This is a genomic window from Sphingobacterium bovistauri, from assembly GCF_020295405.1.
Taxonomy (GTDB): domain Bacteria; phylum Bacteroidota; class Bacteroidia; order Sphingobacteriales; family Sphingobacteriaceae; genus Sphingobacterium; species Sphingobacterium bovistauri.
Genome location: NZ_JADEYP010000034.1, coordinates 1 through 19,426, shown reverse-complemented (window position 1 = coordinate 19,426; position 19,426 = coordinate 1). Strand labels below are relative to the sequence as shown.

The window sequence follows — 19,426 nt, the reverse complement described above, 5'->3', positions numbered from 1 at the left end:
GAATGAGTAATAAAAAAAGGTCTAAACTTTTCGTTTAGACCTTTTAATTATCGTTCGAATCAGCAATTAGATGATAAAGTTCCATCCAAATGGATCAACAATTTTACCGTAACGCAATTGATTCAAATAATTTAACACTTTATTTGAGAAATCACGACCTTCTATCGGAGGTAAGTTGTAATCTGTTCCTTGGAAACCAATCCTATCAATGTGGGTGATCGTAGCAGCTGTTCCAGCAGCGAATGCTTCAGAAACTTTACCCGATTTGATACCTTCGATAAGTTCTTGAACAGATACTTTGCGTTGTTCTGCTTTATATCCCCATTCTTCAGCCAATTGCATGATTGTACGTCTAGTTACACCGTGTAAGATCGTATCTCCATGTGGCGTAATAATAGTATCGCCAATACGAAAAATTAAATTTGCAGTTCCTGCTTCTTCAATATATTTATGCTCTAGAGCATCAGTCCACATGATTTGATCATACCCTTCATCATTTGCCAATTGTGTTGGGTATAAAGACAAGGCATAGTTACCTGCGTTTTTAGAAAAACCAACACCACCTTCAGCTGCACGCGTATAATGCGTTTCTACTTTCAAGGAGATTGGTTTGCTATAATACGCACCTACAGGACAAGTGATAATCACAAATTTATATGAAATCGAAGGATGAACGCCCAATGCTGATTCTGTAGCAAACATAAACGGACGAATATACAATGATGTTCCTTCAATAGAAGGTACCCAACCACGATCTATATCCAAAAGTTGTTTAAGTCCGCCTAAGAAAATTTCTTCTGGAACCTCTGGCATCTGCAAACGTGAAGCAGATTTATTGAATCTTTCCCAGTTTTTATCAGGTCTAAAAATGCTTACTGTACCATCCTCAAATTTGTAAGCTTTTATTCCCTCAAATATTGCTTGACCATAATGCAAAGCAGACATAGATGGACTAATACTTAAATCACCATAAGGGACGATACTGACATCTTCCCACTTACCGTTATTGTATTCAGCGACCAGCATGTGGTCCGACATGTTTTGTCCAAACTTAAGATTATTGAAGTCTACTTGCGAGAGTCTTGATGTTTTTGTTGGCTCTACGCGAAATGAAATTTGTTCTGTCGCGCTCATTTCTCTTATATATTTTAATTGGATTGCAAGTTAAAAAAAATATTTAGAGCTACTTACTTAAATTTTAAATATAGGGGTAACAATGTGAGTTTTTTACTGATATAAAGGAAAAGCAGCAGAATTAAGTATAAAATTAAATAATCAGATTATGAAAAAACTTTTACTCGCATTAATGTTAATCGGATTGGCATTTCTAGCACAGGCACAACAAAAAGAAAAGGGAGATTTTCAGATTGGAATTTTCGGAGGAGCTAGTTCGCCATTAAATAAATATAAAAACATGGTAGATACTAAAATAGGGTATCATGGTGGAATTTTTATGGATAAATATTTTTCTCAAAATAGATGGGGGATTGGTGTAGATGCAAGATATATATACAATTCTATTGCTCCAATAGATTCTTTTCTTTTTGAAAATGGATTTCTATCATCGAATTATTTGAACAAAAAAAGATTTCAAGATTTGGTATTCACATTGGGTCCTTCTTATAAATTCACAAATAATAAGTTTCAATTGGAGGCATATTTACGTGGAGGGGTAATGTTGCAATCATTTCCAGAATTTGTTTCATCTATTACCTATGCGGATGCAAGGGGAACAATATTTACACAGGAAATAGAAAAAACGGTGAATGATCCTTCCAATAAGGCGAATTCGTGGGTTGGATTAGGAGGTTTACGTTTCAATTATATGTTTACACCTAATTTTGGTGCCTTTGCTCATATAGATTATGTACAATCCTTCGGCACAGAGTTTGGTGGTAAGCCAAGCCGATTTATTTCTGAAAGGTTAGAACCTCTTGCTGCTAACGCAATAGTAGCGACGACATTTGTCAAAGATTACGTAGATCATTATCAGTCAGATGCTAAGACGATAGAATATACTGTTCATCAAACCCTGAATGCTGGTTTGGGGATAAAATATGTATTCAAAAATACTAGGAAGCCAGTTGCTAAACCTACTGTAGTTCAATACAGTGAAGTACCTAAATCTGTAGCTGTGGAAAAAGAACTTCAAATTGTGGTAAAGGATAAGCAAACAAATATTGCACTTGGAGGCGTAACGGTAAGTGTGATGGGAGCTAATTTTGATGAGCGGTCGGTATCAGATGCGAATGGTCAAGCTTCTAAAATTCTCTCTATTAAACCAGGAACTTATGAAATTACAGGTGAGAAGAATGGTATCAAGACTCCGACTCTTCACTTAAGTGAAGCCGATTTCAAAGGGAATTCAAAAGTTATTTTCAAAGAAATATATCATGATGATCCACGTTTCACATTGATAGGCGAAACATTTGACTGTAATGTGGAACGTAATCTTCCAAATATCAACACAGTATTAACGAATATGATAAATAAAGAAAATATGAGTCAAATTTCGGATGCAGAAGGGAAATTTATATATCAGTTGAATGCTCAAAGTGATTTTACTGTAGTCGCAAATCAGCAAGGTCGTTATTCCCAGACAGAAATTGTATCTACAAATGGACTTGATCGTAGCAAAACGCTATATGTTACGTTAAAGTTAGGAGTTTGCGATTTACAAAATAATGCAGCTTTTGTGTTGAAGAACATTTTGTATGATTTTGATAAAAGTAATATTCGTTCAGACGCGGCTTTAGTTTTAGACAATGTTGTATCCATTATGAAACAAAATCCTTCGTTGAAAATTGAATTGTCTTCACATACAGACAGTAGAGGTAATGATGAGTACAACTTGAAATTGTCCCAACGCAGAGCCGATGCAGCAGTTGCATATATCGTTTCAAAGGGAATTAGTAGAGCGAGATTAGTTGCTAAAGGATATGGTGAAAGTAGATTAGTAAACAATTGTGGAAATGATGTTGATTGTTCAGAAGAGCAACATCAAGAAAATCGAAGAACAGAAATAAAGGTATTGGAATACAACTAACATTTAATATTTTATGAAAACATCACCAAAATTTTCTTCGGATATGGAAGACGAAGATCTGAAAGACATGAGCCTAATGGAGTTTCTTAAGGGGTACATAATCTATTTATATAGAAATTTTATTAGACCTTGAGAGGCGTTTAAAAGTAAAAAATCCAATCAAAGCAAAAATGGTTAACCCCATAATTACAATCGGTAGGTTTGAAGATTTTTTCAAGCCTACTTTGTTACCAATACCTGTATAATTGATATTAGCCCAGTACCATGGATTTTGTCGCTGTGCAGAGGCTTGTTTCAAGAAATTTCGCTTTGCATCTGCCAATGCAACCATAGGATTTTTTGATTCCTGTAATTGATTATAGAAATTAGATGTTAAATTCAACATTACTTCGTCATTTGCAAACCAATATGTTGAAATTACGGAAGGTACATTTTTACTCATAAAGACTCTCTGTATACTCTCGGTTCCTTCTGATGGAAGAGGACGACCACTGCCTGTATTACACGCTGAAAGAAAAACCAATGGAGTATTAATATCAAAAAAACGAAGCTGATTAGTCGAAATCGCTTGGTGTAAGTATAAATTGGGGGCTTCAATACTATCCAAAATGGTATGTGCTGCAATATGAATAATATTGATTTTAGTAAAAGCTTCTCGAATCGTGGAATCGTTTTGCAGGGGGGGAGGAATCGCTAATGTTTTGAATTTTGTGGTGAGGTTATTTACTTCTTCTTTTACGAATTCCAAATGTGGCAATGGCTTTGGATATTCGGAGCGATACAATAGGGATATTTCGGCATCATGTGTAGACGTATTATTTGTGATGAAGTCAAATAGTAAAAACGAATTTAGGTAAGCAAAATTGTGATTCTTAACCAAGAAGTCTTCTCGGTACAATGCATCAAAGGGTATTCCATATAAACTGCCATCTAAAGAAAGAAATACGTCACTTTGTTTTTTGTCCAATTGAGGTAGTAATATTTGAGAATAGTGTTTTGCCAAGTCCTTATAGCGATCAGGATTGTTATTGAAATTTTTTGGAGAATTATTAAAATATGTGGTTTTGAAATTGTTTAAACTGTCAATAATGGACTTATCGTTAATCCTTTTTAAAGAAATGTCATTTTTTATATTGTAAAGAATACTTAAAGACTTGTCTGTATGTATGTAATAACTATAGTAAGCATTATTGTTATTCAATATTCGATTTAAAAATTTATCTTTTGAGGGATTGAAATTTATGTTTTCAAAGTATCGTTCAGATAAATCAAATTCAATTTTGAGTTTTGCAATATGTTCAAGTATATTTTTTTTATCCTCTTCTGATTCAGAAGCGTCTAATCTTTGGTAAAATTGTCGAATCTGTTGTACACCCGATTTGACCTGATTTGATGCAGAGGTCCAATTGTCAGATCGATTGATTTCATTGATCAGAAGACGTGCTTTACTTAATTCTATACACCAAAGCAAAGTCTTTCTGTTGTCCGAGGAATGAATAGTTGGATTATTTGAATAAAGTTCAATCAGTTCCTCTATGATACTTTTATTCCAGACATTATTTATTAATTGATTAGCCTCACTTGTGATTAATTGTTGAGTTCGGAAATCATTTTCTACCGCCCATTCGTAATAGTATAAAGCAGAGTCACTTTGATTTTGGGCTTTATAAGAGCGGGCTAATCCCAATAGCGTGTACGTATATTTATAGTCCAAAAAATATTTACTATTGCCTTGCCTGAAGTTCTCGAAGGCTTTGGTGTAACTCTTTAGAGCTGCATCATAATTTTCATCTTCAAAATAAATTGAGGCTAAACTTAAATGGGCATTTGCTTTATTTCTGTATTGAGTCCCCGCGAAATTATGATTAAGAATTTCAATAGCCTTAACAGCTTGTTTAGATGAATGATGAAGTTCTGCATATTGTGTGAGTGCTGAACAATACCAAATTAATGTATCCCGTCGTAATTCAAATTTCTCAAATTCAGCAATAGCATATTCATTATATCGTATACTGTTGATGGTGTCTTGTGACTTAGCATAGGCAGTTGCCAGTGAATTAAAAGATAAGGCTTTATGTACGGAAGTTTTTTTTTCTATAATATGTTTCGATAAGAGTTTAATTGCCCTATTCGATTCGTGATTATAGATATATGCGTTTGCGAGATTATTAATAAGCCCTGAGGTATTCTCTTGTATTGGCTGAGATTGAACCAAATCCTCAAGTATACCAATTGCTTTTTGATTATCATCAACGTTGATGTATAATGCAGATAGGGGTTTTAGAATATATAAACCTATATCAAAATCTGCTATAGTATGGATCTTTGCAAAATTTAGAGCTCTTTCATAGTATTGAATACTTTTGAATATCCTTCCGTTTTCACGAAGATTGTACGCCATCATCACCAAACCATATGCGTACACAGCATTTTCATAGTCATCTTTTGGAGTTAGATGTGTGGTATTGAGAAAAGAGTCAGGATTACTAATATATCTATCAGGATGATTGTCCGTTATTTCTCCAAAATCTTCAAAGGTGATAGAAGGAAATTGTTGTAGAGCTATAGGTTGGTTTTTGTTGGTTTCCCGACAGCTCCAAAGGATGATTATAAGACAGAAATAGAATAATGAGTATTTAATGTATTGCTCCATTATGTTCTAAAATCGCCAAATTCCATATATGCCGCTATACGATTTTTGATTTTTATCGTATGATAATCTAAAGCCTATTGCTGGTCCCATATATACGCGACCTATATTGATATCTAAAAAGGGATTGTATTTAATTGGGCTATTTTCTTTTTCCATATTTATATTCTCCTGAGTGTATACATTCTCTTCAGTACCCTGTGCAGATGCATAATAGAAGTTTTTTGTGTTGCTGTATTTTACGTTGTAGTCTTTGCGTAAAGCTACTCCAGCGCCAATAGAAAGTAATGATGAAATATTATAGCGAATTTGTACTGGTAATTGTACAGATAGAAAATCTCGATTTATAGTACTATCAGATGCTTGATATTCATATTTTACATCTCGACCGTTTTCTTGGAAACTTATCACTCCTTTATCATCTTGTCTACCAGTAGTACTAGTACGACTGTAATAGGACGTGTAGATCTCAACTTGCCAGAATGGTTTTTTGTACGGTGCCATTGGAGCTAATCCAAAGCCAAGTTGGATTCCTGGTTTGAATTGATGCTGTAGCGTATTTTCTTTAGGAGTACCAAAAGTAGCGGCGGTTCCAATAGTCACAATAGGAGACCATATCTGTCTAAATCTAGAGGTAGAAATATTGGTTGTGATAGCAGGGTTTTTGTCAAAATAAATATCAGTATAAGATTGGAAAGATTTATTCCGGAACTTTTTCTTTTCCATATCTACTTCAAAAAGAATAAATCCTTTTGAGCTATCAGGGTCGGTTAATGTTTTTGAAGCTGTACCAGGAAGTGCAATGTCTTTAAAATGAAAAACCAAGGCTCCGTTATCTTTGATGTAATATTGGTAACAACCCATAGAAGAAGGGGTAGCGCAAGTATCACATTGTGGATACAGGGATTTGAGACGGAATGTTTCTTTGCGGACTTCGGGTGGTAAAAACATCTCTAAACGAACTTGACGGGCATCACCCTCTCCATCGTTTTGGAATTGTACTTTATAGGTAAGTGTTTTGTTTTTAGACTGAAAGCGGTAACTCATTCGGGCAGGTCTGACCGACATTTTGTTTGGATCATGAGATTTCACAACGGGTATGTCAACTTGATGTACATTTGCTAATCCATTTTCAGGAATAAACACGCCAGTAATCGTGACTATAGCATTTGTGTCAACAAGCATATCTTCCGTGACATCCAAATTTAATAATGAAAATTGGTGATCAGAAACCTGTGGGTCAATATCATATGCCGAAAGCGAGTTGTAAGCACCGTATAGATTTTTGAAATAATCTACAGCTTGCTGGCTTGAGCTAAACTCAGATATCTCTTTTATTCCATAATCTGGACTCCCCGTTTTAGTGAAAGTTGATTGTTTGATAGTAGCCCACATACTTTGTAAATGGTCATTTTTTAAAATGGTATCTATCTTCTCTTGGTAGTACTTGCTTTGATGCGCTAATTTGAACCCATTTAAACCGGCTATTTTTTCATTAGATAGAATATATACTTTTCCCTTTTGACCTCCTGTATTTACACCTAATACCAGCTGCATGTCTTCACCAGGTTTGGCATCGGATAGCTTATAAATCTGAAATATTCCATTTGAGTTAAAGAAATTCTGTTCAAAGTTATTAGGATGAATACTAGCAATTGCCGTATTGCTGTGTTTATTATTCACAGGTTTTTTAGGCCTTTTGGGTTTCGGTCCATAATCATAATTGTTCACAGCATATACAGAGACTTCATATTGGCCAGGTTTGGCGTATTGATGACTGGGCTCTGGCTGCGTACTGAAGTGTCCATCACCGAAATCCCATAAATACTTATAATAAGGAGCTCTACCTCCAGGTATTTGAACCAATGGCCTTAAAACCGGTTTAAAATGAAATACCCCATTCTCTTCATAAATATCAATATTACTTTCGAAAGTATCGATAGGAGTCAATGATGTATCGCTTTGTGCAAAACAAAAATTTACAATCAATAGAAAAAATATTGGTAGTAATTTCAATCCCATAATTTTAGGTTATATAAAATAATGATTATGTAGAAATATTATTAAATTTACTAAGTAATAGCCAATTAAATGCATATTGACCAAATTTATATTAAATACCTCAAGGATAATAACAGTGAGGGCATTCAATTAATATATAATAAATATTCTAAGCAGATTGTTACCCTTATACAGCAGAATAGCGGTTCTGAAGATGATGGTTATGATATTTTGCAAGAATCATTAGTAGATATCTACCATATGTCAATTGAAAAAGATTTTGAGCTGACGACGAGCTTTGGAGCTTTTTTGGGGCTAGTATGTAAACGGAAATGGTTGAACGTCTTGAAAAAAAATCAACGAATGCCAGTAACAAATCTTGAGAAAAGTGTATTATATGTTGAAGATGATTCATCACAAGCTTGGGATGAAATGTTGGAAACAGTAAACCGAGAGAATACAGTAATGGCTCTGTTAGATACTTTGGGCGAAAGTTGCCAGCAAATTATCAAAAGATGTATGCTGGAAAAGCATCAAGAGAAAATAGCTGAATCTATGGGTATTTCCTATGCATATCTTCGTAAAAAAAAGAGTGAATGTATGGCTTCACTTGTTAAAAAGGTGAAAGAATGTGGTTTATTTTAAAAATTGATTATTGCAATGGAACATTTAGCAGACAAAATTCAAGATTACATAGAAGGACATTTGGAAGGGCAGGACTTGATAGAATTTGAGAATCATCTTAATCAAGATATCGAATTCAGAAATTTGGTCAAGCTGCAAAAGGAGGTGCATGGAATTTTGAACAAAAGATTGACTTCTGGAGAATCAGATTTACGAGAATCATTATTTCTTGCAGAGAATAAGATGAAATATCGTAAAAAAGGGATTTTTCAACGTCTACAGCCATTGATGGCTGTAGCAAGTGCTGCATGTTTATTGTTCGCGGGATATCTCTTCTTGTTCAGTCCTAGCGATAATTTGTATGAATTACCATCAATGCAGTCAGAAATTGTGCGAGGTCAAGAATCAAATGAACAATATGAAGAGGCTGTGCAATTGTACAATAAACAATCATATGCAGAATCACGTGCTATACTTAATATTTTAATCGAAAAAGAGCCGGATGTAATCCAGTATCAATATTATGTGGGGCTAAGTTACTTAGGTGAGCAAAAATGGCTTGAAGCTAGTGAGAAATTAACCACAATTGCTGAAGGTCAATCTATTTTCAAAGACGAAGCAAAATATTATCTTGCTGTAAGCTTGGACAAACAGGGTAAAACCTCAGATGCAATTGCTTTGCTTAAAATGATCCCTAGTCAAGGAGACTTGGGCAAAAAGGCAGAGAAATTATTAAAGAAGATGAATTAATTTCGATGGATTAACTTCAGTAAAGGGTCTAAATAATCTCGATTATTGGCAAGACGAGGAACTTTATTTTGACCACCAAGTTTATCACGAGATTTCATCCAAGAGTAAAACGTATTATTTGGGGCATTGTGAACAATGGGTTGACCCAAAGCCAAATTTTTGAATCTTTTGGCGTCATAATCTGAATTAATCTCTCGTAATCTATTGTCTAATGTTTCGCAGAAGGTGTTGAAATCAGAAGGTTGCTTATCAAATTCAATTATCCATTCATGAGCTCCAGCATCGTTGTTGCTGAAATAGACAGGTCCAGCTGTATAATCTTTTATGATAGCATCTGTAACTTGACATGCCATTTTCAACGCTTGATCTGCATTATCTACAATTACTTCTTCTCCGAATGTATTAATATATTGTTTTGTTCTACCAGAGATTTGGAAACGGTAAGGGGATAGAGAAGTAAATTTAATTGTATCACCTATTTTATAACGCCAAAGACCTGCATTCGTTGATATAATGAGTGCATAGTTCTTTCCGATTTCGACTTCGTGAAGGCCTAATGTTTTTGGATGTTCATCTTCCAAATTTTCCATTGGTAGGAATTCGTAATAAATTCCGTAATCGAGCATTAACAACAAATCGTCAGAATCTGACTGATCTTGAATTCCAAAATAACCTTCAGAAGCATTATAATTCTCCAAATAATACATATTATCAGAAGGAATTAGCTGTTTGAATTGTTCGCGATATGGCGTGAAACTTACTCCCCCATGTCCGTAGAATTCTAGGTTAGGCCATACTTCCAATAAGTTATCTTTGCCTGTGATTTCGAGAATACGCTTCGCCATCACAATATTCCAAGTAGGAACACCAGCTAGGCTCGTTACATTTTCTTTTATAGTAAGCTTTGCAATTTGCTCTATTTTTTCCTCGAAATTTGGGTTTAATGTGATTTCTAAATTTGGTGTACGTAAAAATTCAGCCCAAAAAGGAAGATTACGCAATAAAATGGACGACAAATCACCATAATAAGAGTCTGGACTAAAATTATTTATCTGTGAGGAGCCTCCTATCACGACAGATTTACCTGTAAAAACTTTGTTGTTTGGTTTGTTGTGGCAAAAAATTGTCAACATGTCTTTACCTCCTTGGTAATGACATTCCTCTAACGCTTCCAAACTAACAGGGATAAATTTGCTGCGGTCAGCTGTTGTACCAGAAGATTTTGCAAACCATTTTATGTCTGATGGCCATAAAATGTTCTGTTCACCTTTGATCATACGGTCTATGTATTCTTTTAGATCATCATAATCACTTATGGGTACTCTATTTTTGAATTCTTCAGGGGTAAGTATGCTTTTGTAATCATATTTTTTACCCCATTCTGTTGCTTCAGCAGCAGAGACAAGATTTTGAAACCATTCTTCTTGAACATCATGTGGATATTTGATAAAGAGTTCAATTTGATGAATTCTTTTTTGCATTATCCATGAGAAAATAGAATTAAGAATGGCCATAATTTAGTATGATTAGTATTGGAAGTTAGAGTTTTTTTCTTCGTAATACAAAATTCTGTCCTAAATAGAATTTCCTTGCCATTTCATTTTCTGCAATCTCCTCAGGTTTACCTGTCAGCATAATCTTTCCTTCTGTCAATAGATAAGCTCTATCTGTGATTGATAGAGTTTCTTGTACATTATGGTCCGTGATAAGTACACCTATGTTTTTTGCTTTTAATTTAGAAACGATTGACTGGATTTCTTCCACCGCTATGGGGTCAACCCCTGCAAATGGCTCATCCAAGAGTATGAAATTTGGATTTGCGGCTAATGCTCTAGCTATTTCAGTACGACGACGTTCACCACCAGATAATAGATCACCACGATTTTTGCGAACACGATGTAAACTAAATTCGCTTAATAGCTCTTCCAGTTTTGCCATGCGCTCTTCCTTGTTAGGGTAGTGGATTTCTAAGACAGCTAATATATTGTTTTCGACAGATAGTTTTCGGAATACTGATGCCTCTTGGGCTAAATATCCAATACCTTTCTGCGCACGTTGAAACATAGCGTCTTTTGTTATTTCTTCATCATTTAAGAATACGTGACCATCATTTGGCTTAATAAGCCCTACAATCATATAAAAGGATGTAGTTTTACCAGCACCATTAGGACCAAGTAGACCTACAATTTCTCCTTGCTCCACGTGAAATGAAACATCATTAACAACAGTCCGTTGTTTATATTTCTTGATGAGATTTTCTGCTCTAAGTATCATGAATCAATATTTCAGCTATTGCAAATATATTTTAATATCGGATTGCTTTAATATTTAATTGTAAATTCTTTTTACCCCTCCAATTATTTTCTTCTACCGTATAACAGATATCAAAGGGGAGTTGTCTTTGAATATGGTCAAAATGTTCCGCTAAACCGAACGCAATGCATTCAAAAGCAGGCGAACCATCTTGTACAGCAGTTAATTTTAAATGATTGTTGCCTACAATATACGCAGATCCGATAATACGTACATCTTTAGACATAAATACTGGAGCTTCATTCTGAGGCCCGAAGGGTTCAAATTGTTTTAATATACGGTATAGTTTGCTGTCTATATCTTTAAATTGTATTTCGAGATCTATGCTAACTTCTTGTTGTAGCATTTCTGGTTTTATGGTTTTTTGAACCACATCCTCAAATTTCTGCTGAAAAAGACTTATGTTTTCCTCACGCATAGTCAGACCTGCAGCGTATTTGTGTCCGCCAAATTGATCTAACAAATCGCTACACTCACTTAAGGCTTCATATAAGTCAAATCCAATTACTGAACGAGCTGAACCCGCTATGTGACCGTTAGTTTGCGTAAGAATTACAGTTGGTCTGTAATATTTTTCGGTCAGTCTCGAGGCTACAATTCCGATTACTCCTTTGTGCCAATCTGATTTGTATAGAACAGTTGATTTACGACGTTGGTTTTCAGAGGATGATTCAATGATTGATAGTGCTTCCTTTGTTATTGTCAAATCAAAATCTTTGCGCACATTATTTTGATCATCTACTGCACTAGAAAAGTTTTTAGCTTCTTCTTCTGATTTTGAAATCAATAATCTCACCGCGTCTTTCGCATGCTCTATTCGACCAGCAGCATTGATACGGGGACCAATTTGAAATACAATATCGTTTACTGTGAACGTACGTGTGCGGTTTGAAGATAAGTCAATTAAAGCTCTAAATCCAACGGATGGATTGGTGTTTAATTTTTTTAAACCAAAATGCGTCAATGTTCGGTTTTCACCGGTGATAGGAACTATATCTGATGCAATACTTACCGCTACTAAATCCAAATATTGGTAGGCAGTTTCCAGATCCATATTATTCTTGAGGACAAATGCCTGAATAATTTTAAAACCAATTCCGCATCCAGATAATTCTTTATAGGGGTATTCGCAATCTACTCGCTTTGGATCCAACACAGCCACAGCATTTGGAATTGTTTCACCAGGTAAATGGTGGTCTCCAATTATAAAATCTATCCCTTTCGTATTTGCATAGCCTATTTTGTCAATAGCTTTGATACCACAGTCTAGTGCAATTATTAGAGAGAATCCATTTTCTGCAGCGTAATCTATACCTTGAGTGGATATGCCATAACCTTCAGCGTACCGATCTGGAATATAAAACTCAATTCGGGAATGGAAAGTGCGAAAAAAACTATAAACAACGGATACGGCTGTGGTACCATCTACGTCGTAATCACCATAGATTAGAATTTTTTCTTTGTTACCTATAGCTTTTTCAATACGAGATATTGCAACGCTCATGTCCTTCATCAAAAAAGGATCATGCAAATGATCCAAGGAAGGTCTGAAAAAATACTTTGCTTGCTCGAAGGTTTCAATTTCCCGACTTACCAAAAGATTTGCAACGATGTCATTGACACCTAGTTCTGATTTTAAATGAATGACTTTATTGCTATTACTTTTTGGTTTTAGGACCCACCTTTTTTGCATATCTTTGCACAATATTTGTATGTAAATATACATTTTATAGGTGTAGTAACCTAATACTCTCAGTTGATAATTAATTTAGGATTTCCTAACTATCATATTTACAATATTATACAATAATATAAAAGAATGATTCAAGCATATTCTTTATTTGAAGGTTCCTTCTCTGTAGATGCCACTAAAAAATTCGTGCCATTTGACCCCTTAAAAGATGATCCAAAAAGCCGTCCAGGATCTTTATTTGTTCATGTTCATCCTTTTTTAATAGAATCTACGAATGGTTTGATTCTTTGCGATGCTGGTTTAGGATTTCGAACGGAAGATGATGAGTTGTTGATTCATCATAGTATTCGTAAATTGGGATTTGAGCCCGAAGACGTGAAGTATGTCTTGATGTCGCATTTGCATAAAGATCATACAGGGGGATTGGTAGACTTTAAAAATGGAGTAGGGCGTGTAGCATTTCCTGAAGCAGAATATATTATTCAACGAGGAGAATGGGAGAACGCTTACGCATCAGAATCTCCTTCATATCGTACAGAAGTGTTTGATGTGATCCAACGTAGCGGAAATCTTAATTTGGTCGAGGGAGATGGTGTGGTGAATTATGAAATAAGTTATGAAGTAAATGGAGGGCATACCGAATGTCACCAAGCTTTTCATATCAAGACAGGTGGGGAACATTTTTTCTTTGGTGGAGATGTTTTACCAGAACCAGAAGAGTTATTCAAAAACTTCATTGCAAAGTATGATTTTGATGGAAGAGCAGCCCGCGACAAACGTAAAGAATATTGGCAGCAAGGAGCTCCAGAAGGCTGGATTTATTTATTTTACCATGGCAAATCTTTGGCGATGGGAATACCTAAATTGAAAGACGATGGCAGTTATATGTTAGTTGATCCTAACAAATAGCCTCATTTTTATTATATTTGAATAAATCAGTTTTTATAAAACTAATAACATAGTATTATGTCAATAGTTAGAGAAAGTGATCTTATTGGTATAGGCAAGAAGTTTCAGATTGAAACGGAAGCTGGTGACAATATGGTCGTAGTGATTCATGATGACGGTCGTCGTGAATTGTATCGTCATGACGAAGAGGATAATGAAACACATTGTGTAATGACATTGTCGGATGAAGAATCGCGTCAAGTGGCAGGAATAATTGGTGGATTATCTTATAAGCCAAAGGCTTTGGAAACTATCGAAGTCGCATTAGACGATTTGCGTATCGAATGGTACAAAGTAGAAGCGTCAAATGACGGTGTGAATAAGAGCATAGGTGAATTGGGCGTTCGTCAGAAAACAGGAGCATCTATTATTGCTGCTATCAAAGACTCAGAAACCAAAATCAATCCGGGACCTGATTATATCATTGAGCCAGGGGATACTTTGGTCATCGCAGGTAAAGCTAAAAATATCAAACTTCTTAAAGAATTATTAGTGTAATATATGTCGCATATCATAATATTAGAAATAGGAATTGCCGTTTTGTTAGTTGCATCTGTTGGATTGTTGGCTAATAGATTACGCTTCTCTGTCATTCCTTTTTTTATTATTATAGGTATGTTGTTAGGCAATAAAGAATACCCCGGATTTATTGCCGATTTTTTAGCACAGATTAACAACCCAAACCTTACATCTAAAGTAGATTCTCTTTGGTCTTTCTTTACATTCAGTGAGAGTAAACCGTTTATTGATTTCATGGGGAGATTGGGTGTGCTATTCTTACTCTTTTATCTAGGGTTGGAATTTTCTGTAAGCAGGCTGATCAAATCAGGCAAATCTATCGTAACAGGTGGTACGTTATACGTGATCCTCAACTTTGTTTCAGGATTACTCATAGGCTGGTTGATGGATTTACCTTTTAAAGAGCTTATGGTGCTATGTGGGTTGATGACAAGTTCATCTACTGCGATAGTAGCTAAGGTTTTGACGGATTTGAAACGGACTGCTAATGCAGAGACGGAGGTAATCATGGGTATGATTATGTTTGATGATTTGTTCATTGCGATGCATATATCATTCTTGTCAGGATTAATATTAACAGGAGGGTCTTCTGCCTGGTCTGTGATTGGTACTTCGTTGCTGGCACTAGGATTTATTCTTACTTTTCTTATCTTGGGACGAAAACTCGTTCCTTTTATTGATAAGATATTGCAAGATAAGTCATCCGAGCTCTTCATTCTTATTATCTTCAGTTTATTATTCGTAATAGCAGGTTTTTCTGAAACGATACATGTAGCAGAAGCTATTGGTGCTTTGATGGCAGGCTTAGTTTTTGCCGATTCGAAATATATAAAGAAAATTGAAGCTATGGTGTTGCCTTATAAGGACTTCTTTGGTGCAATGTTCTTTTTTAGCTTTGGATTGTCTATTGATATTTATTCGCTAGGTGGAGCGGTAGGTTGGGCAGCTGTAGCGGCTGTGATTACTGTTATCTGTAATGTAGCTTCAGGTTACTTTGCGGCACATTTCTCGGGTATGAAGCCAAAGACATCTTTTGATATAGGATTTACCCTTTCTGCTCGTGGTGAATTCTCCATTATTATGGCAAACATAGGTAAAGCAGGAGGATTGTTGCCAGTCTTACAATCTTTCGTGGTGGTATATGTGTTGATTCTTTCGATAGTCTCACCATTATTAACTAAAGAATCAAGAAATATATGGACGGGTTTATTTGGGGATGATAAAAAAGCCTCCAAATCTAAAAAGACCTTGGCAGATTTGGAAGCTTCTGTTAAGAAGGAAGACTAGAGAAATCCTAATTCTAATTTTGCTTCTTCAGACATCATATCTCTGTTCCATGGTGGGTCAAACGTAAGCTCTACTAATGATTCGTTAACACCTTCGATAGCTGCTACTTTGCGCTGTACTTCATCCATGATCTCTCCTGCGACAGGGCAGCCAGGTGCAGTTAATGTCATAACGATCTTTGCAATGCCTCCCTCTTTTGTGATGATTTCATAGATAAGACCTAAATCTACAATATTTGCAGGTTTAAGCTCTGGATCATAGATTGACTCTAACACCTCCTTGATTTTAGGAGCAATTCCCAAATGATCGATTACTATTATATTACTCATATATTATTTTCTTCTATAGCCTTTGAGTACAAAGAGTTCAAAAACTGTATGTTCTTTTGTTCTGTATAGTTGCTACTGTATTCATTTTTGCAATTTATACTAATTCGTTTCTTATCGTCTTCAGATAATTTAGTGTACAAATCTAAAGTATCTAATATGCTTTTTTTATTATGAATATCAAAATGTAAACCTGTATAGTTAGGCGTTACCATCTGCTCTAAAATTCCAATATTGCTGCATAGTACAGGTATACCTAAAGCGAAAGACTCAATAATTGTCATTGGCATACCTTCATAACATATTGATGGAAAAACTAGTGCTGAGCTATTGTTTAACTCTTTAGTAACATCTTCTTGGGATAGAAAGCCTAGGTATTCGATATTTGAACTGTTGTTGACTATAGTAAGAACCTCTTCGAGTTGTGGTCCTGTTCCCAATATTTTGATATGATATTCGGTGTTTTTTATAGCTTCTAGTAAAGGAATAATACCTTTTTCTTCTGATAATCTACCAATGTATATAAAGTTGGGTTGTGGATTTTTTTCTAAAATAGTTGGTGTAGGGACAAAATTAGGTTTCACCTCTAGCTTAGATTGTTCAACTCCAAATGGACTAACACGGAATGTTTCTTTTGCGAAATTGGATAATACAATGTATTTGTGTACCATATCCCATGTTTTCATCTTACGATGAAAGTAATATACACAAGCTGTTATCAATGTTTTCACCCAAGATCGATCTAAGACCTTCTTTTTTACAGCTGTTATCGGGAAATCTTCATCAAGACTTGCGGTAAATAATTTACCATCAAAAAATAAAGTCGCTGATGGGCAAATCAATCTGTAATTATGCAAAGTCATCACGATTTTGAATCCTGCGTTATACAATTTTCTGATTGCAAATGGACCTATCGCATAATGGATATTGTGGAAATGTATAATTTCAGCGTTGAAACCTTTCGCTTTTTGCAAAATTCTATTTGCTGCAAAAATATTCCATGGATATAGTGCAAACTGTTTTAATCCTTCAAAACCTTTTAGATTTTGAAAAGTTATTGTCTCCACTTGGTGATGTTTTCGTAATGCTTCAACTTCCTGTTGAAACAAGACGTCTTCACCTCCTTTGTGTTGATAATAATTATGGACAATTAAAATTCGCATCAATACTTTTTCTACAAATATACTATTAATTGCAGAGGCAAATTACAAGGAAATGTAAAACCGTATTAAAATATATATGTATCTTCGTGAGAATATTCACGTACTACATATGTTTGGAAATCCGTACTACGCTGAGAAAATCAGTGATGCTTTAGAAAATATACAATTACCTGAATCACCGAATAATCTTTACGAACCTATTCATTATATATTATCTCTATCGGGAAAGCGAATTCGTCCCCAATTAGTTTTTATGGGTGCCAGTTTGTTTGGGTATAGAAATCTTGAAACGGTTCTTCCCGCTTCAATAGCTATTGAGTACTTTCATAATTTTTCTTTGATGCACGACGATATAATGGACAAAGCTCCACTTCGTCGTGGTAAACAAACAGTACATCAAAAATGGAATGACAACGTGGCAATTCTATCGGGAGATGCACTTTTGGTAAAATCTTATGAAGAATTATCCAAATGTCCCATTGTATCAGTTCCAGATTTACTTAAAACATTCAATCGGGTTGCGTTAGAAGTATGTGAGGGGCAACAGTTTGATATGGATTTTGAGCAACGTAATGATGTAACTCAGGATGAATACATTAATATGATTCGTCTAAAGACTTCTGTATTATTAGGGGGAGCATTAGAAATGGGAGCGATTATTGCAGGTGCTAATAAACAAGATAGAATTAAACTTTATGAGTTTGGTGTCAATCTTGGAATAGCTTTTCAGTTGCAAGATGATATTTTAGATACATTTGGTAATCCAGAAACATTTGGCAAGCAGGTAGGCGGTGATATTATTGTGAATAAAAAGACAATTCTATATATACTGTTGAGAAGAGCTTTGGGAGCTGAGGATCTGGAAGAATTCAATTCTATTTTAGCATTAGACGAATCTGCTGGTAAAGAAAAAGTGGAGTTAATGAAAAAAATGTATAATAAATACAAAATATTTGAACAAGCTAATACGTTAAAAGAAGAGTATTCTAGCAGGTCATTAATTAGCTTGAATTCTATTGAAGTTAAAGACGAAAATAAACAAGATTTGATCGTTTTATCAAATACTTTGTTGAATCGTAATAAATAGAAATGAGTTTGTTGTAAATTTTTTACTGAAAATTGGTATATTAGATTAAAAATATTTCAAAGAGGGAATAAACCAATAATGGAACCTATAAAAATCACTATATTTCAAGCTTATATTTTTTGGGAAAATATTGAAAAAAACCTTCAAAATTTAAGCTTAAGATTGTCTTCATTACGAGAAAAGACAGATTTAATTATTCTGCCTGAAATGTTTAATACAGGGTTCACTACTAATGTAGAGAAATGTGCAGAAAAGATGGATGGCCTAACTATGCGATGGCTGTATGAGACAGCAAAGAAGTATGATTGTGTCGTTGCAGGATCGTTAATCATAGTTGAGGATAATAATTATTTCAATCGATTTGTATGGATGTCGCCAGATGGTAGTTATGTACATTATGACAAAAGACATCTTTTTGGTTTAGCGAAGGAAGGTAATCCTAGTGAGAAGGATTATTTTACAGCAGGAAATTCACGTATCATTTTGCAATTGAAGGGATGGAAAATATGCCCAATGATTTGTTATGATTTACGTTTTCCAGTATGGTCCAGAAATGTTGTTAATGGTTATGATTTATTGGTGTATACCGCAAGTTGGCCAGACAAACGTTCTGCACATTGGAGAGCTTTAATTCCAGCACGTGCTATTGAAAATCAAGCTTATGTCATCGGTGTGAATAGGGTAGGTCATGATGGAAATGAAGTTTATTATTCAGGCGGTTCAATGTGCATCTCACCAATGGGGGATGTCGTATATTACAAGCCTGAGGATGAGGATTTATATACTTTTACTTTAAATCCCCAAGATATTCAAAAGTCACGGGATATGTTCCCTTTTCTAGAGGATAGTGATAAATTTGAATTGTCGTAATAATATTAATAAATGACTACTTAGACACTGTCTTATAAAGTGTGTAAATAATAAAATGTGGAGTTCATAAATAATTGGATTCCACATTTTTATTTACATAACTTTATTATTATGATTGACAGAGAATCATTATTAAACGACAAAGAGTT

At 34.8% G+C, this 19,426-nt stretch carries 16 protein-coding genes; 8 read left to right on the top strand and 8 right to left on the bottom strand.

The features are described 5' to 3' along the window. Positions 1-66 precede the first annotated feature (66 nt). On the bottom strand, positions 67-1,134 hold the full coding sequence (locus tag IPZ78_RS14965; protein WP_225554797.1) for a branched-chain amino acid aminotransferase: 1,068 nt from the start codon (positions 1,132-1,134) through the stop codon (positions 67-69). 148 nt (positions 1,135-1,282) lie between these two features. Between IPZ78_RS14965 and IPZ78_RS14960 the strand changes: the two genes are divergently transcribed. Continuing rightward, a complete protein-coding gene (locus IPZ78_RS14960) occupies positions 1,283-3,046 on the top strand; it encodes an OmpA family protein (protein WP_225554796.1) in 1,764 nt (587 codons plus the stop codon). 106 nt (positions 3,047-3,152) lie between these two features. Here the strand turns inward: IPZ78_RS14960 and IPZ78_RS14955 are convergent, their stop codons facing one another. Next, positions 3,153-5,699, bottom strand: a complete 2,547-nt coding sequence (locus tag IPZ78_RS14955; RefSeq protein ID WP_225554795.1) for a CHAT domain-containing protein — start codon at positions 5,697-5,699, stop codon at positions 3,153-3,155. 6 nt (positions 5,700-5,705) lie between these two features. Next, positions 5,706-7,718, bottom strand: a complete 2,013-nt coding sequence (locus IPZ78_RS14950) for a PKD domain-containing protein (RefSeq protein WP_225554794.1) — start codon at positions 7,716-7,718, stop codon at positions 5,706-5,708. 69 nt (positions 7,719-7,787) lie between these two features. Between IPZ78_RS14950 and IPZ78_RS14945 the strand changes: the two genes are divergently transcribed. After that, positions 7,788-8,342, top strand: a complete 555-nt coding sequence (locus tag IPZ78_RS14945; protein WP_225554793.1) for an RNA polymerase sigma factor — start codon at positions 7,788-7,790, stop codon at positions 8,340-8,342. A gap of 15 nt (positions 8,343-8,357) precedes the next feature. Further along, positions 8,358-9,071, top strand: a complete 714-nt coding sequence (locus IPZ78_RS14940) for a tetratricopeptide repeat protein (protein WP_225554792.1) — start codon at positions 8,358-8,360, stop codon at positions 9,069-9,071. Here the strand turns inward: IPZ78_RS14940 and IPZ78_RS14935 are convergent. From IPZ78_RS14935 to recJ, 3 genes are read right to left on the bottom strand one after another with little or no spacing between them, the layout of a single operon-like run. Next, positions 9,068-10,585: a GH3 auxin-responsive promoter family protein gene (locus IPZ78_RS14935; protein WP_225554791.1), complete on the bottom strand. Its 1,518-nt coding sequence runs from the start codon at positions 10,583-10,585 to the stop codon at positions 9,068-9,070. The genes IPZ78_RS14940 and IPZ78_RS14935 overlap by 4 nt on opposite strands. 25 nt (positions 10,586-10,610) lie before the next feature. Beyond that, positions 10,611-11,345 (bottom strand): LPS export ABC transporter ATP-binding protein, encoded by a 735-nt coding sequence (lptB, locus tag IPZ78_RS14930; RefSeq protein ID WP_225554790.1) that lies wholly within the window; start codon positions 11,343-11,345, stop codon positions 10,611-10,613. A gap of 31 nt (positions 11,346-11,376) precedes the next feature. Further along, entirely contained in the window at positions 11,377-13,077 is a 1,701-nt protein-coding gene (gene recJ, locus IPZ78_RS14925) for a single-stranded-DNA-specific exonuclease RecJ (protein WP_225554789.1), read from the bottom strand. 126 nt (positions 13,078-13,203) lie between these two features. On the opposite strand from recJ, the gene IPZ78_RS14920 reads away from it, so the two are divergent. From IPZ78_RS14920 to IPZ78_RS14910, 3 genes are read left to right on the top strand one after another with little or no spacing between them, the layout of a single operon-like run. Next, positions 13,204-13,986, top strand: a complete 783-nt coding sequence (locus IPZ78_RS14920) for an MBL fold metallo-hydrolase (protein ID WP_225554788.1) — start codon at positions 13,204-13,206, stop codon at positions 13,984-13,986. Positions 13,987-14,043: 57 nt separating this feature from the next. Further along, a complete protein-coding gene (locus IPZ78_RS14915) occupies positions 14,044-14,523 on the top strand; it encodes a cation:proton antiporter regulatory subunit (protein ID WP_225554787.1) in 480 nt (159 codons plus the stop codon). 3 nt (positions 14,524-14,526) lie between these two features. Further along, entirely contained in the window at positions 14,527-15,831 is a 1,305-nt protein-coding gene (locus IPZ78_RS14910; RefSeq protein ID WP_225554786.1) for a cation:proton antiporter, read from the top strand. Here IPZ78_RS14910 and IPZ78_RS14905 read toward each other — a convergent pair. Next, positions 15,828-16,160: a metal-sulfur cluster assembly factor gene (locus tag IPZ78_RS14905; RefSeq protein WP_225554785.1), complete on the bottom strand. Its 333-nt coding sequence runs from the start codon at positions 16,158-16,160 to the stop codon at positions 15,828-15,830. The genes IPZ78_RS14910 and IPZ78_RS14905 overlap by 4 nt on opposite strands. Further along, entirely contained in the window at positions 16,157-17,320 is a 1,164-nt protein-coding gene (locus IPZ78_RS14900; protein WP_225554784.1) for a glycosyltransferase family 4 protein, read from the bottom strand. The genes IPZ78_RS14905 and IPZ78_RS14900 overlap by 4 nt, the downstream gene beginning before the upstream one ends. Positions 17,321-17,396: 76 nt before the next feature. Between IPZ78_RS14900 and IPZ78_RS14895 the strand changes: the two genes are divergently transcribed. Next, on the top strand, positions 17,397-18,407 hold the full coding sequence (locus tag IPZ78_RS14895) for a polyprenyl synthetase family protein (RefSeq protein WP_225554783.1): 1,011 nt from the start codon (positions 17,397-17,399) through the stop codon (positions 18,405-18,407). A gap of 78 nt (positions 18,408-18,485) precedes the next feature. After that, positions 18,486-19,277 carry an amidohydrolase gene (locus IPZ78_RS14890; RefSeq protein WP_225554782.1) on the top strand — a complete coding sequence of 264 codons (792 nt, stop codon included), beginning with the start codon at positions 18,486-18,488 and terminating at the stop codon, positions 19,275-19,277. Positions 19,278-19,426 lie beyond the last annotated feature (149 nt).